This is a genomic window from Paenibacillus sp. FSL K6-1096, assembly GCF_037977055.1.
Taxonomy (GTDB): Bacteria; Bacillota; Bacilli; order Paenibacillales; family Paenibacillaceae; genus Paenibacillus_AQ.
On sequence record NZ_CP150274.1, the window covers coordinates 2216485 to 2231159 of the forward strand.

12 protein-coding genes are annotated in these 14675 nt (G+C 53.8%); all 12 read right to left on the minus strand.

Annotated elements, in window-relative coordinates; translation table 11 throughout:
- Window positions 1–26: 26 nt before the first annotated feature.
- The 12 genes from MHI24_RS09675 to lonB all read right to left on the minus strand — a co-directional run bounded on the left by MHI24_RS09675 (window position 27) and on the right by lonB (window position 14534).
- On the minus strand, window positions 27–647 hold the full coding sequence (locus tag MHI24_RS09675) for a sugar transferase (protein ID WP_340025419.1): 621 nt from the start codon (window positions 645–647) through the stop codon (window positions 27–29).
- A gap of 106 nt (window positions 648–753) precedes the next feature.
- Window positions 754–1791 (minus strand): copper amine oxidase N-terminal domain-containing protein, encoded by a 1038-nt coding sequence (locus tag MHI24_RS09680; RefSeq protein WP_340025420.1) that lies wholly within the window; start codon window positions 1789–1791, stop codon window positions 754–756.
- Window positions 1792–1793: 2 nt separating this feature from the next.
- A complete protein-coding gene (locus tag MHI24_RS09685) occupies window positions 1794–2474 on the minus strand; it encodes a hypothetical protein (RefSeq protein WP_340025421.1) in 681 nt (226 codons plus the stop codon).
- An 18-nt stretch (window positions 2475–2492) separates the two neighbouring features.
- Entirely contained in the window at window positions 2493–4328 is a 1836-nt protein-coding gene (locus MHI24_RS09690; protein ID WP_340025422.1) for a nucleoside-diphosphate sugar epimerase/dehydratase, read from the minus strand.
- Between the two features lie 42 nt (window positions 4329–4370).
- Window positions 4371–5057: a CpsD/CapB family tyrosine-protein kinase gene (locus MHI24_RS09695; protein ID WP_340025423.1), complete on the minus strand. Its 687-nt coding sequence runs from the start codon at window positions 5055–5057 to the stop codon at window positions 4371–4373.
- Window positions 5038–5814, minus strand: coding sequence for a Wzz/FepE/Etk N-terminal domain-containing protein (locus MHI24_RS09700; RefSeq protein WP_340025424.1), 777 nt, complete (start codon window positions 5812–5814; stop codon window positions 5038–5040). Before MHI24_RS09700 ends, MHI24_RS09695 begins: the two co-directional genes overlap by 20 nt.
- A gap of 105 nt (window positions 5815–5919) precedes the next feature.
- A complete protein-coding gene (locus MHI24_RS09705) occupies window positions 5920–7947 on the minus strand; it encodes an S-layer homology domain-containing protein (RefSeq protein WP_340025425.1) in 2028 nt (675 codons plus the stop codon).
- An 87-nt stretch (window positions 7948–8034) separates the two neighbouring features.
- A complete protein-coding gene (locus MHI24_RS09710) occupies window positions 8035–8817 on the minus strand; it encodes a CpsB/CapC family capsule biosynthesis tyrosine phosphatase (RefSeq protein WP_340025426.1) in 783 nt (260 codons plus the stop codon).
- Between the two features lie 102 nt (window positions 8818–8919).
- On the minus strand, window positions 8920–9513 hold the full coding sequence (locus tag MHI24_RS09715) for a non-ribosomal peptide synthetase module (protein WP_340025427.1): 594 nt from the start codon (window positions 9511–9513) through the stop codon (window positions 8920–8922).
- 24 nt (window positions 9514–9537) lie between these two features.
- Window positions 9538–10203 carry a ribosome biogenesis GTP-binding protein YihA/YsxC gene (gene yihA, locus MHI24_RS09720; protein ID WP_340025428.1) on the minus strand — a complete coding sequence of 222 codons (666 nt, stop codon included), beginning with the start codon at window positions 10201–10203 and terminating at the stop codon, window positions 9538–9540.
- A 12-nt stretch (window positions 10204–10215) separates the two neighbouring features.
- Window positions 10216–12606, minus strand: a complete 2391-nt coding sequence (gene lon / locus MHI24_RS09725) for an endopeptidase La (RefSeq protein WP_340025429.1) — start codon at window positions 12604–12606, stop codon at window positions 10216–10218.
- A gap of 218 nt (window positions 12607–12824) precedes the next feature.
- On the minus strand, window positions 12825–14534 hold the full coding sequence (gene lonB, locus MHI24_RS09730) for an ATP-dependent protease LonB (protein WP_340025430.1): 1710 nt from the start codon (window positions 14532–14534) through the stop codon (window positions 12825–12827).
- Window positions 14535–14675 lie beyond the last annotated feature (141 nt).

Here is a 14675-nt window from a genome sequence, read left to right on the forward strand (position 1 = left end):
ATTTTACAAATCAAAAACTTAGAATCTTAAGCATCCACACTATTTTTATTGAGTTCTGTTGGTTGTCCTTCAACAATTCCTTCTTGTTTGAAAACAATTTTTATTGTTTCAAGAAAACATTTTAAGTCAAATTGAAAACTAATGCGTTTAAAGTAGTCTCCGTCTAATTTTGCTTTAAATTCGATTAAAAGCTCATCCCGCCCATTAATCTGCGCCCATCCGGTCAGCCCAGGCTTAATGTCATTCGCTCCGTACTTGTCCCGCTCAGCAATTAGATCATATTGGTTCCACAGTGCCGGGCGCGGGCCTATGATGCTCATGTCGCCTTTTAGAATATTTATTATCTGAGGAAGCTCGTCCAGGCTGGTCTTCCTGAGGAATTTGCCTACTTTGGTGATGAAGAAGTCAGGATCTTGCAGCAGATGGGTAGGCATTTCGCTAGGTGTATCCGTACGCATCGTCCTGAATTTGAGAATATAGAATTCTTTCTTATGCTTGCCTAAGCGCTTTTGGCGGAACAAGACAGGACCTTTGGAGGTAGACTTGATCACTACGGCGATAATTAAGAAAAAAGGCCATAACAGGAGCATTCCGATTAGAGCCAATATGAAATCCAGCATAGGTTTGATAATAATATAAGGCTTCATTCGCTCACCTTGTCCTTAAGTTACTATGGTTTACAGTTAGAGTTGAATGGAGGGCGCGTACAACTGTAAACCATATATTCATAATACCTGTTGATGTCTATACTATTTATTTGCCTATTCCCTCAGCAATTGCTTTGCCCTTCTCCAGATCTGCCTCAAATGCCGCTCTGTATTGGGCGATGATCGCTGTACTATACCCGTTGTTGTTTAGTTTTTGTTCAGCGTCTGCGATTATACTGTTAAACGAAGCTGTAAAAGAAGCCAGCTGCTGGATGCCCTTCGCTTTGATGCTCTCTTTGGCAGCAGCATCTGTGGCACTAATATATTCCAAGGCAATGCCCATCAGTGTGGATTGGCTCTGTGACTGTAACGCGCTCAGCTTCGCTTCGGTCTCGCTAGTAATTGACTCATAAGAGACCTTGCCCGATCCTGTGCCGCCTCCAGCTCCCGCTGATCCGCCACCAGCAGTTCCGCCAGCTTCTGGGGTTGCGGCTGGTGCTGGCGTAGCACTTGCAGAGGGGCTTGATCCGTTGCCGGTTGGTTTTACAGTAGGCTTGTTCTCTTCGTAGCTCTTAGAATTTGCCGTAATGGTCTTTGTTTTCGGATTCCAGCTAATGGAATTTCCTACAGATTCCGATAAGAATCTTAGGGGGACATAGATCGAGCCGTTCAGCAGGTAACTGGACTGGCCGGCAGGCAAGGCCTTAGCCGTACCATTGAATACATAATTTGCTTTCACATTGTTCAGAACAATACTCTTCGGGGTGAAGGCTGCATCCGCTGTGGCGTTCATCAGGTATTCCTTAATGACTACCAGCTCTGAGCCGCTAGGCTCGGCCACGGTCACCTTCAGGTTCTTGGCATCCCAGCTTACACTCTTCTGCAAGGCATAGGACATGAAGCGTAATGGCACATAGGTAGTGTCTTTGTACATGAATACATGCTGTCCTGCGGGAGGCTGTAGCTTCACACCGTCGAAGAGCAGGGTCACATCTGCGTTCTGCACCTTGATCGAAGCGGCAGTCTTTACCGCAGGAGCAGTAGTTGCTGCTGACACAGTAGTTGGCGCTGATGCGGTCAAAGGAGTACAGCCGATCAAGGCCATGGTCAGCAGTGCTACGGCTGGAACTTTTATCTTAAACATGCTTACTCACTTCCTTTTTCCTTAGCTTTGAGCTGTTCTTCTTCGGCCAGGATCTGATCCCGGGTCTTACCTTGGCTGACGCCGTACTTCTTGGCAATCTGAGCTAATTCGTTGTACTGTTCTTCTGTGACTTTGCCGAGGATAATGCTGCGGGCTTCCCGCTTCTCTTCGTTCGTGAGTCCGCCCTTGGCTAACTCTTGCAATCTCTTAATATCTGATACACTGAGCTGCTTGGCTACAATGCTTGCCACATTCGCTTTATCTGTGATCGTAACATTCTCTTGCACTTCCTTAGCCTTGTCCGTTGAAATATGAGCTAATCCGTCCACTCCTTCGGGTGTCGGAGCTGGCGTACTAGCAGGCTTGGCTGTGTTGACAGGCTTGTCCGTACCAGCAGCAGTCTGGTCTCCCGCTCCGCTGGACGCAGGAGTGCTACCCGGTGCAGCGCTTGAAGCAGGATCTGCAGAAGCGGCTGGCTCGGCAGTGGGATCGCTGTCTGCGACTACAGGGTCTACTACCTTCCCCTGTGGAACGCTGGCGTTATCCTCCGCTTCCACATCGAAGCCGGTAGCCATGGAGCTCATCAGCTTGTCGACTGCATAATTGGCCGCGAATAATCCGCAGGCCCCTAACACCACGATGACCGACAGCGTCCAGATTAATACCTTTTTCCATCGTTTCACTTCAGTACCTCCGAATCTCTAATTGGCTAAGGCTGCCTGGATGACCGGCTGCATCGGCACGATCTGATTAATCACTTCACGGATCGCTTCCGGTTCCTCGAAAATTACCCGTTCCAGCCGTTTGAATTCCAGCTCCATCTGGCTCTGGGTGAAGACCGCTGGCCGGCCGATGAAGATCCGGTCATGCTGGGTGGAGGTCAGGTTCTCTTCATCCGTCAGCAGCTCTTCATACAGCTTCTCGCCTTCGCGGATGCCTGAGAAGGTAATATCGATATCCTTGTATGGCTCATACCCGGACAGGGTAATGAGGTCTTCGGCCAGCGTCAGAATCTTCACCGGGGCGCCCATATCGAGCACGAAGACTTCACCGCCGTTCGCGAACGAACCGGACTGGATCACCAGCTGGACCGCCTCAGGGATCGTCATGAAGTAACGGACCATCTCAGGATGCGTAACAGTAACAGGCCCGCCAGCGGCAATCTGTTGCTTGAAGGCAGGAATAACACTGCCCCGGCTGCCGAGGACATTGCCGAAGCGCACCGCCGAGAATTTGGTAGCGCTATTTACATTAAGACTCTGTACGTACATTTCGGCGATCCGTTTCGTGGCTCCCATGACGCTGGTAGGGTTCACGGCCTTGTCAGAAGAGATCAGCACGAAGCGCTCTGCGCCATATTTGTCTGCGCAGTCCGCTACATTGCGTGTGCCGAAGACGTTATTCTTGATCGCCTCGGAAGGGTTCCGCTCCATCAGGGGAACGTGCTTATGTGCTGCTGCATGAAAGACCACCTGCGGCTTGTAGCACTGGAACACATCCATCAGCCTGGCCCGGTCCTGAACATCGGCAATTACGGTCACGATCTCCAGGTGCGGGAAGCTCTTGCGCAGCTCCATCTCAATGGTATAGATGCTGTTCTCCCCGTGTCCCAGGATCAGCAGCTTGTCCGGGGCAAAAGGTGAAATCTGGCGGCATAGCTCCGAGCCGATCGAGCCGCCTGCTCCTGTGATCAGCACGGTCTTGTTATGAACATACCCCAGGATGCTGTTCATATCGGCTACAACCGGCTCGCGGCCGAGCAGGTCCTCTACGCTGACATCGCGGAGCTTCTTGACAGAGATTTTGCCGGCGATCAGGTCATTGAGGGCCGGAATAATCTTCAGCTTCGCACCGGTAGCCTTGGCCAGATTGATGATCTCCGAGATCTGGGTGCGGGAGACGGAAGGCATAGCAATAATAATCTCATGAATGACCTGCTCCTTCACGATCCGCGGAATATCATAACGGTTGCCCAGCACGGGGATGCCCAAGATAGACATGTGATACTTGTCTGCACTATCGTCGATGAATCCGACCAGCCGCGTATGGGCGAAGGAAGGACCCATCATCTCTTTGGCAATCAGGATACCGCAATCTCCGGCCCCCACAATAAGTGTATGAGTCTCCGTATCCTTATTGTTATTCCGGTCACTGCGGAAGACTCTCCAGAAGAAGCGGGACCCTCCAACCAGCAGCAGAATGGTCTCCATCGACCGGACTTCAATGCTAAGGGGTACACGTTGCGGCAGGATGAGATAGGCCGCTCCATAGGAGATTAATGAACCTACTACAATAGCTTTCAAGACCGAGATAATCTCACCGATGCTGGCATATTGCCACATTCTGCGATACAGCCCGAAGTAGACCAGGCTGCCCCCAATCGCCACGGTTGAGATCATTCCGAACACGACCATCTGAACCACATATCCCGGCGGAATCTCATTATAGAAGCGGAACAGGTAGGATGTCACGATGCTGAACCATATGATGGCAATATCGATCAAGAATAATAGCAACACTCTAGTTTTCGCTGTCATTTTCAGTGCCTCCAAAAACAACATTTTATCTCTGTTTCATATTCAGTTGCCATAATAGTAATAATAGTAGCCTTCACTGGCCTTGCGCTTCACGTTGTTCAGCACCACGCCCAGCATTCTTGCACCGACCCGGTCCAGGCCGGCCTTGGCCTTGGCGGCGATATCCCGCTTCACCTTGCCGTAGCTGACCACCATAATCACGCCGTCACTCTTCGAGGCTACAATCTGCGCATCGGTCACGGCAAGCAGCGGCGGGGTATCAATCAGAATCACATCATATAACTGGCGAAGCTCCTGCAGCACTGCGCTCATCCGGTTGGAGGCCATCATCTCGGCCGGGTTCGGCGGAATGGGACCAGAGGTCATGAGCGACAGGTTATTCACCCCTGAGGGTTGAATGACATCGGACAGGTCCGCTTGCTGGGACAGTAGGGAGGACAACCCGTAGCGGTTACTCAGCGAGAAGGTCTTATGCGCTGTTGGCTTGCGTAAATCACCGTCAATTAGCAGCACCTTCTTGTCCGCTTGTGCATAGGCGGCAGCCAGGTTGGCGGTAACGGTGGACTTGCCTTCCTCTGGTCCGGAAGAAGTGACCATTACGACCTGAATCTGCTCATCCACTGAGGAGAAGTCAATATTCGTGCGCAGAGCGCGAAAAGCCTCCGATACCGGCGAGCGCGGGTTCGTCACGGTGATCAGATGGCGTTGTTTATTTGGCTGCTGTGACATGTTCGAGTTCTCCCGCCTTTCTGGTCTGCAGCTGAGCCTGCTGCTCTGTGGCCTTCGTCTCTTCCTGTCCAAGCCGTGTAATCATGGCAATAGTCGGCAGTCCAAGGTATTTCTTGATGTCATCTTCCGTCTTCAGCGTATCATCCAGATACTCCAGCAGGAAGGCGATACCAAGGCCGATCATCAGGGAGACAATCAGGGCAATGGCCAGGTTCATCACGACATTCGGCTCTACCGGTCCCGGTGCCACCGGCGGATTCAGCTTCGCTTCATTGAGAATGGACACATTCTGTACGTTGAACAGGGATGGAATCTCCTGCTTGAACACAAGTGATATGGCATTCACGATCTCTGCAGCTCTCTGGTATGAATTATCTCGAACGACAAGTGTCATCACCTGCGTATTATTTACAGAACTCACGTTAACCTTCTTCAGCATCTCCTCTGCGGTCAAGCCGAACTGCGGATAGTTCTTGGCTACGACATCGAGGATGGCCGGGGTCTTGATAATTTCTTTGTACGTGTTGATCAACTGGATGTTCGTATTGATCTGATTGAGATCCAGCTGCGCTACCGAGGCTTGGGTAGGCGTCTGATTGACGATGATCTTCGTCGAAGCTTCATAGACCGGATTCTTGATGTACAGGCTATAGACTCCGGCAAGAACACACGCCACAATAACAATGCTGACAATCATCCACAGCCGCTTCCTGACAATCTGGAAATAATCGCGCAGATCCAATTCTTGTGCTGACAAGTGCTTTTCCCTCCAAGCAGTTTCAATAATCGTTCATTGAGTCTGTTCTAAAAAAGTGCCTCCTCTCTAAACAGACGAGAGGAGGCTCTCCACAATACTATTTACTTACTTGAAGTTGATCGTGCGGTAGATAATTACGGCTGCTTCTGCGCGGGTAGCTGTGTTGTTCGGATTGAACTTGCCGGCATTGCCGATCACCAGGTTATTGCTGGCGGCAAAGGCTACGCCATCCTTCAGAGATGCTGCGATCTTGCCTGCATCGGAGAACTTGCTCAGGGAGCTGGCATTGGTTGCAGCTTCAGGCTTCTGCGCCTTCACGGCACGGGCAATCATGGTTGCCATTTCCGCACGGGTGATGGTTGCACTAGGATCGAACTGTGCTGCACTGCGTCCAGTGATGATTCCCTTCTCAGCAGCAACGGCTACATAAGGGGCATACCAGGCTGTGGAGCTTACATCACTGAAGCTGTGCTTCGCGGAGTTGTTCTCCAGGTTCAGTGCGCGGATCAGCATCTTGGCGAATTCTGCACGGGTCACATTGCTCTTCGGAGCGAAGTTGCCGTTGCCTACGCCTTCAATTGCGCCCTTAGCTGCTACAACGGAGATCTGTCTTCCGGCCCAAGCCTGAACACTTGCGATATCCTTGAAGCTCACTTTGTTCTCCAGAACAGCATACGAGGAGAACGTGTCACGCGGTTCTACGATGTGATCACCGTCTACCACACCACCCTGGAATTGCAGGGCGCCGTAGACTACCTTAGCTACGGACAGCAATTCGCGGTCCAGACCCTCTGTGTTCTTAAGCGGCAGCTTCAGAGTAATTGGCTCCTTGAAGGTAGTTGTAGCAACGTCGCCAACCTTCAGCTCGAAATCATATACGCTGGATGCCAGCTTCAGGCTGGATACCGAGGTTACTGTTGTATCTGCTACGGTGGAAGCAGTCAGGGTAATAGCTTCGCTGAACTGTCCAACCGGAATCGTTACGGTCAGGCCGTTGAAGGTAATAGCAATGTTGGCAATGCCTTTGGCCTTAGCTGCTTCAATGATCGCCTTGGACAATGGCACTTCTACTGTTGCTGCATTCACTGTACCCAGATCCAGGGTCAGAGTCAGGCCAGTCTTCCCAGGGTTAGCTGCAACCAGTGCATCGAACGCCTTCAACACATCGGCATCCACCAGCTTCAGGGTAGCCTTGTTACCTACGATTGTTACCAGCTTGGATACATCGTAGATTCCTGGTGTAGCTGTAGGGTTCGTAACTGGAGTGGTTACGGTGCCGCCACCGCCACCGCCGCCGCCATTGCCACCATTGTTGCCGCCGTTACTTCCGTCATCGTTAATGTAAGCTCTCACATATGCCAAAGCAAGAGCCTTCACTGCTGGCTTAGCAGTTGGAACTGTATCATTCAGGTTCTTCAGGCTGAGCTTAATATCGCCAGGGGTAATATTAAGATTGTAAACTACTTGACTTACAGTCAGGCCACCCTCAACGGTGTTGTGGTTAAGTACCTTGTCAATAGCTTCATTCAGCAATGTATTCAGAGCATCATCGGTGCTGGAAGCATTAGCGATCAGGTTAATCAAATCAGCTTTGGACTTACTGCTGATCAATGCACGAAGTTCAGCTTCAACGCCTTTATCGCCGAACAAGAATTCAGTGAAGTCCTCAGCGGTAAGATTATCTACGCCAGCCTTAGCTGCAATCTTCTTCGCAAGTTCAACATTCTTGACGTTATAACGGATATCCTTAATCGCCGTGTAATCCTTGTCATACACATCGTAGACTACACTGGATACGCTCTTGAAAGCTTCATGGGCAGTTTCTACGTCAGTATCATCCAGGAAGGTAAGATGTTTCAGTACAGGGTCAAAGATCTGTTTAAATGTATCCAGATTAATATTCCCTGCTTCCTGTTCATAAGCTAGCAGAGCTTGTCTCTCATCCTCTGTCAGCAGAGCATAAATCTTCTCAACCTTCGTCTTCACATCCGCCTGGGATACAGATGCTGCCGAAGCAACGCTCACTCCGAAATGCTCAGCCAGCCCCTTGCTGCTGAACGGAAATCCGGCAACGGATGCCGCTGCCATACTTACTGCTAGAGTAGATACTGCCAGTTTTTTCTTCAAAGTCACTTGTCATCCACCTCTTTGTATGTATTTGGAATATCTAGTAATGCAAGAATCCAGTAATACCCATTCTACCATTAATAACACGAGAGGTCACCCTTTACGCGAAAAAAATCCGAACAATCTATGACGCTTGCTGCTAGATTGAGTAGGAATAGCTCGAAGGACCTCCTCATTTGTCACAATCGAACGCGAATTTTGCTGAAAAAAGTCGACGGCCCCGCTGCCCAATTCCCGCTTCACCACACCGTAAGCCTCACTTAATCCAAAGGGCCGGTTCTGCTGATCATGCGCATCTGAGGCAATGACATGGATGGCCTGCCGTCTGCACAGCTCCAGCGACAGCTTCTGCAGCTTACTCCCGAATACACCGGCTATACTCTGGGCGGTCAGCTGACCCAGTGCACCCAGCTCGATGAGCTTCTCCAGCCTGGACGGGTCCGCGGCAATCTCCGCATTGCGCTCCGGGTGGGCGATCACCGGGATGTATCCCTGGATAATCAGCTCATGGCAGGTCTCCTCCATATTGCGCGGCACCCGCGAGGAAGGCATCTCCAGCAGCATATACCGGGAGCCGGCCAGCGTCAGCAGCTGTCCCCGCTCCAGATCATCCAGCAGATCGCCGTAGAGCCGGATCTCCTGACCGGGCAGCACCTGCAGCGGATTACCTGCCTCCTGAAGCTTCGCGTTCAGCGCTTTCACCGCTGCTTCAATCTCCTGCGCCGGATTCATGTAGACTCCGTTCGCATGGTGAGGCGTTGCAACTACAATTGAAATTCCATCGTTATGGGCGTCTTGCGCCATGGCGAGAGCGGCGTCAACATCAGCGGCCCCGTCATCCATATAGGGTAGAATGTGGCTATGGATATCTATCATATGTTGTTTATCGGTCCTTTCGTAGAGGATATGTATAGATTTCGTCAAAAAAATACAACCATTTCACTAGGAAATGATTGCCATCTTTTAAAAGATTATCACTTACGCTTCCAGTTGGAACAGCCGGAAAGCTGCCGCGGCAAGCTGCTCATCTACTTCCTGTATGGCCGTCGCCTCTCCGCAGCGGTTGCGGGCATCCAGCAGATTATTAATCTTCAGCCGGATCTGCCGGATCTCGGATTCTACGGACTGCCGCTTATAGATCGATTGCATCTCTGTAATAGAATACTTATGCTGATAGATCAGCTTGGTGCCTTCCGGCCGAACCTCGGAAATCCGGCGCACCGAGCCGCCCTCATAGTAATACATCATGGTAATATCCTTATAAATGCGGTTTACAGTTCCCGTGCCTTTGTATGTGAAAAATAGCTTGCGCACTGCATTCATCAGATGAGGATTCTCCACTCTGCAGGACAAGGAGCCGATATAGACGCCGCCTCTGCGTTCGAACGTCAGATGGACCTCCTCACCCCCGGCCTCCTCCAGCACAAGCTCCTGCTCGCCCGCACCCAGCACCTTGACCCGGTGTCTGATATGGCGCGTATCTTCGGTAAGCAGCAGCTGGTTGAGCTGATATTCGGTCATTTGCATCGTTGCATTTACATATTCCATCGCCAGACGCTGAGCCATAAGCATCCCTCAATTCTTCCTGACTAACCCTTAAGTTTCGGAAGAGGCCTCATGCTGCGGTTCATCCCCGGAATGCGGATCCTCCGGTTCTGCCGGAAGCTCTTCTTCAGAAGGTAGAGTATGTCTATCGATAAGTTCCCATAGTTCGTCTTTGCCGAGTCCCAGCTCGGATGAATAGGCAATGAAGCTGTCCCCCGGCAGCACACCGAGCTCCTGCTTCATAATCTTGATATGCTTCGGCCAGCGGGTCTTCGGAATCTTATCCGCTTTGGTGGCCACTACACAGAGCGGCAGATCATAGTGCTTCAGCCAGTCGAACATCATTTTGTCGTCACTGGTCGGCGGGTGGCGCAGGTCCACAACCAGCAGCACCATCTTCAGCGTATCGCGCTCCGCCAGATATTTCTCCACCATTTTGCCCCAGGAGGCGCGTTGTGTCTTCGAGACCTTGGCATAACCGTAGCCCGGAAAATCAACAAAATACATGCTCTCATTCACACGGTAATAGTTCATATGCTGCGTCTTGCCCGGTGTAGAGCTGGTGCGGGCCAGATTCTTGCGGCTAATCATCCGGTTAATCAGAGAGGACTTCCCTACGTTGGAGCGCCCTGCCAGAGCGATCTCCGGCAAGGCATCCGCAGGATATTGATCCGGGCCAACGGCACTAATCACAAATTCAACATTATTAACCTTCATAGAACTTCCTTTCTAATGCACACTACTGGGCGCTTCAATGCTTATTTCTTCTGTATTCCGCGCGGCGTCATGGCTCACAGCAGGATCTACGAGCGCATGCTTCAGAACCTGATCCATATGGGATACCGGCACGAACTCCACATCATCCTGCACGCTCTCCGGGATATCCTTCAGGTCACGCTCGTTGTCCTTCGGCATGAGAATCTTCTTATAGCCTGCACGGTGGGCGGCCAGCGCTTTCTCCTTCAGCCCCCCGATAGGCAGCACGCGCCCGCGCAGCGTAATCTCGCCGGTCATCGCCACATGCTTGGAGACATACCGTTTGGTGAGTGCAGAGATCAGCGCGGTAGCAATCGTAATTCCGGCGGACGGACCGTCCTTGGGAATCGCCCCTTCGGGGATGTGGATATGAATATCGTTCTTCTCGTGAAAATCGGGCGCCAGTCCCAGCTCCTCCGCCTTCGAGCGGGTATAGCTGAAGGCGGCCTGCGCCGACTCCTTCATCACATCGCCGAGCTGTCCGGTCAGCGTCAGCTTGCCGCTGCCCTGCACAACCGTCACTTCAATGAGCAGCGTATCGCCGCCCACCTCGGTCCAGGCCAGCCCGGTAACGGTGCCGATCTGATCCTCCAGCTCTGCCATTCCGTAGCGGAACTTGGCAGCACCCAGATAATCCTTGATCTCCTCCGGCAGGATGCTGACGCGCTCCTTCTCCTCCGACACAATCTGCTTCGCCGCCTTGCGGCAGAGCGCGGCAATCTGCTGCTCCAGGTTGCGCACCCCGGATTCCCGGGTATACTCGCGGACAATCTTCAGGAGCGCATCGTCCCCGATGACCAGCTGCTCTTCCTCAAGGCCGTGGTTCTTACGCTGCTTCGGCAGCAGATAACGGCTGGCAATCTGGAGCTTCTCCAGCTCCGTATAGCCGGGGATGAACAGCATCTCCATCCGGTCCAGCAGCGGGCGCGGAATATTGTGGACTGCGTTCGCCGTGGTGACGAACATAACATTTGACAGGTCGAACGGCAGCTCGACAAAATGGTCGCTGAACGTGTTGTTCTGCTCCGGGTCCAGCACCTCCAGCAAGGCTGCGGACGGATCGCCGCGGAAGTCTGCGGCCATCTTGTCGATCTCATCCAGCAGGAAGACCGGATTAATGCTGCCTGCGGTCTTCATGCCCTGGATGATCCGCCCCGGCATCGCGCCGACATAGGTGCGGCGGTGGCCGCGGATCTCCGCTTCATCGCGCACGCCGCCCAGCGAGATGCGGACGAACTTGCGGTTCAGGGAGCGGGCGATGGAGCGGGCGAGCGAGGTTTTGCCGACACCCGGAGGTCCTACCAGACACAGAATCGGCCCCTTCAGGCCCTTGACCAGCTTCTGTACGGCCAGATATTCCAGCACGCGTTCCTTCGGCTTCTCCAGACCATAGTGGTCGGCATCCAACACCTCCTCCGCCTTACGGATATCGAGGTCATCCTCTGTTGATTCGCTCCAGGGCAGACCGAGCAGCCAATCCACGTAGTTGCGGATGACGCTGCCTTCTGCCGAGCTTGCCGGCATTTTCTCCAGGCGGTCGATTTCCTTCTCAATCTTCTCCTGCACCCGTTCGGGGAGATTCTTCTCCTCCATCTGGGCGCGCAGCTCATCGGCTTCACCGGCCCGGCCTTCCTTCTCGCCAAGCTCCTTCTGGATCGCCTTCATCTGCTCGCGCAGGTAATATTCCTTCTGGGTCTTCTCCATCTGCTTCTTCACGCGCTGGCTGATCTTGCGTTCAAGCTCCAGCACCTCGCGCTCATTGTTGAGAATGTCGAGCAGCTTCTCCAGACGTTTGCTGACATCGATCGTCTCCAGAATCTCCTGCTTATCCTTGATCTTCAGCGCCAGATGACTGGTAATGACATCGGCCAGCCGGCCGGGCTCCTCGATATCGGATACGGCAGCAAGCGTCTCCGGGGTGACCTTCTTGGACAGGGTGATATAGTGCTCGAACTGGCTCAGCACGCTGCGCATCAGGGCGTCGCTCTCCTGGTCCACATCCTCCTGCTCCGGCAGCTCGCGCGCCATCACCTCGTAGTAATCCTCGTTGTCCGTATAATGAATAATCTCTGCCCGCTCCACGCCTTCCACCAGCACACGGATCGTGCCGTTCGGAAGCTTCAGCATCTGCCGCACATTGGCAACGGTTCCGACGCGGAATATATCCTCTTGCCCCGGCTCCTCAATATTCACTTCCGACTGGGAGCAGAGGAGAATCAGGTTATCTTCAACCATAGCTTTCTCTAGTGCCCGGACGGACTTCTCGCGGCCCACATCCAGATGCAGAACCATACTGGGATAGACAAGAAGACCTCTAAGCGGTAATAAAGGAAAACGACGACCTTTGGATTTGCTTTGTATCATCGCTTTCGCACCTCCCATGGTTCATAAGTAGTGTCATATGCATTCATTCTAACAAAAGCGGCATCAAAACACCAACAGCCCCTGCCCCGCCTGCCGCATGTTAAGCATAGTCACCCGCTAGTATTCGCTCAATCCCGGCGTCCTATGCCGCGTGCCGGCTGCATACGAAAAATCCCCCGGCAATCACCGCCGGAGGATTCATATACGCTATGCCTGCCCTATCCCGGCAGGCTCTCTCCCGATGCATCCGCCTTCAGCAGAGAAGGCGAAGAAGAGAAGGTCTCGCCGGATACGGCGGGCATTCTGATATCTGCCGTGTCTGTGCCGAACAGGTGGCGGAAGGCTTCCTCCACTGTGTCCAGCGGAATGACCCGCAGCGCGCCAAGGTCGGCGAACAGCGACTGCCAGTTCTCCTTCGGAATCAGCACGGTTGTAGCCCCGGCCTGGAAGGCGGCCTCCACCTTGGCGACTACGCCGCCGACCGGCTTCACCCGGCCATGGATGCCGATCTCCCCGGTGATCGCCACCTTGTTGTCCACCGGGAGCTGCCGGATGGCGGAGACAATCGCCACCGCCATCGCCACCCCGGCTGACGGGCCGTCAATCGGCGTCCCGCCGGGGAAGTTAATGTGCAGGTCGTACCGGTCCGGCTCCAGCTTCATCGTGCGCAGGACGGTCAGCACATTCTCAACCGAGCCGCGGGCCATACTCTTGCGCCGCACGGTGCGCGAGCCGCCGCGGGTCTCCTCTTCATCGACCACGCCGGTGATGTTCACCCGGCCCTGCCCGCCCGCAGCCGGGGAGGCTGAGACCTCAATCTCCAGCAGCGTGCCCATGCCCGGCCCATACACAGCCAGACCGTTCACCAGCCCGATCTGCGGCGCGGACGGAATCTTGCGCTCGGTGCGCAGCGGCAGCTGGCTGCTGCTGGCGACCCACTCCACCTCTGCGGCGCTCAGCGTATCGCGGCCTTCAGTCAACGCCAGACCGGCGGCAAGCTGAATCATATTCACCGCCTCGCGGCCGTTCGTGGCGTATTGCTGCACGACCTCCACCGCCTCCGGGCTTGGCTTCAGCCCGATCTTCTGGATCGCATCCCGCCCGATTACCGCAATCTCCTCAGGCAGCAGCGGCCGGAAGTAGATCTCCATGCAGCGCGAGCGCAGCGCAGGCGAGATCTCCTCCGGCGACCGTGTAGTCGCGCCTACCAGCCGGAAATCGGCCGGCAGGCCATTCTGGAAGATATCATGGATATACGCAGGCGTATTGCTGTCCTCCGAATTGTAATAGGCGCTCTCCAGCAGCACCTTTCGGTCCTCCAGCACCTTCAGCAGCTTGTTCATCTGGATGGGATGCAGCTCCCCGATCTCATCCAGGAACAGAATTCCGCCGTGTGCCTTGGTTACCGCGCCGGGCTTCGGCTGCGGCACACCGGCCACGCCCATCGCTCCCGCCCCCTGGTAGATGGGATCATGCACGGAGCCGATCAGCGGATCGGCAATTCCCCGTTCATCGAAGCGGGCGGTAGTGGCGTCGATCTCCGTGAATTTGGCATCGCGCTTGAACGGGGACAGCGCACTTTTTTTCGCTTCCTCCATGACAACCCGCGCCGCTGCCGTCTTCCCCACCCCGGGCGGCCCGTAGATGATGACATGCTGCGGATTCGCGCTGCACAGCGCCGCCTTCAGTGCGCGCAGCCCGTCCTTCTGGCCGACAATATCATCAATGGAAGCCGGGCGGGTCCGTTCCGAGAGCGGCTTGGTCAGCGAGATCATACGCATCTTGCGCAGCTTCTCCAGCTCCTTGCGCGATTCCCGGTCCACCGCCGTCTTGTTCGTCTTTTGCCCCCGCAGCAGATTCCAAAAATAAACGCCGATGACCAGCGCGAAAAAGAGCTGCACGACCATCAGCAATATACTTAGTTCCATAGGTCACCCTCCTGTATCCTTCCGTCTATCTGTTCCGAGCTACTACTAGGTAGTATAGCCTTTTCAACCATTCGTAAACTCCGGCGTCAAAAAAACAGGAACCGCCCCGCCCTGCCGGGCTATCTATTGCATACGTTGTTC

What these genes read in the sequence shown, in the direction of transcription:
- MHI24_RS09675 (WP_340025419.1), bottom strand. Translation starts at nt 647, where the DNA reads ATGAAGCCTTATATTATTATCAAACCTATGCTGGATTTCATATTGGCT.
- MHI24_RS09680 (WP_340025420.1), bottom strand. Translation starts at nt 1,791, where the DNA reads ATGTTTAAGATAAAAGTTCCAGCCGTAGCACTGCTGACCATGGCCTTG.
- MHI24_RS09690 (WP_340025422.1), bottom strand. Translation starts at nt 4,328, where the DNA reads ATGACAGCGAAAACTAGAGTGTTGCTATTATTCTTGATCGATATTGCC.
- MHI24_RS09695 (WP_340025423.1), bottom strand. Translation starts at nt 5,057, where the DNA reads ATGTCACAGCAGCCAAATAAACAACGCCATCTGATCACCGTGACGAAC.
- MHI24_RS09710 (WP_340025426.1), bottom strand. Translation starts at nt 8,817, where the DNA reads ATGATAGATATCCATAGCCACATTCTACCCTATATGGATGACGGGGCC.
- MHI24_RS09715 (WP_340025427.1), bottom strand. Translation starts at nt 9,513, where the DNA reads ATGCTTATGGCTCAGCGTCTGGCGATGGAATATGTAAATGCAACGATG.
- yihA (WP_340025428.1), bottom strand. Translation starts at nt 10,203, where the DNA reads ATGAAGGTTAATAATGTTGAATTTGTGATTAGTGCCGTTGGCCCGGAT.
- lon (WP_340025429.1), bottom strand. Translation starts at nt 12,606, where the DNA reads ATGATACAAAGCAAATCCAAAGGTCGTCGTTTTCCTTTATTACCGCTT.
- lonB (WP_340025430.1), bottom strand. Translation starts at nt 14,534, where the DNA reads ATGGAACTAAGTATATTGCTGATGGTCGTGCAGCTCTTTTTCGCGCTG.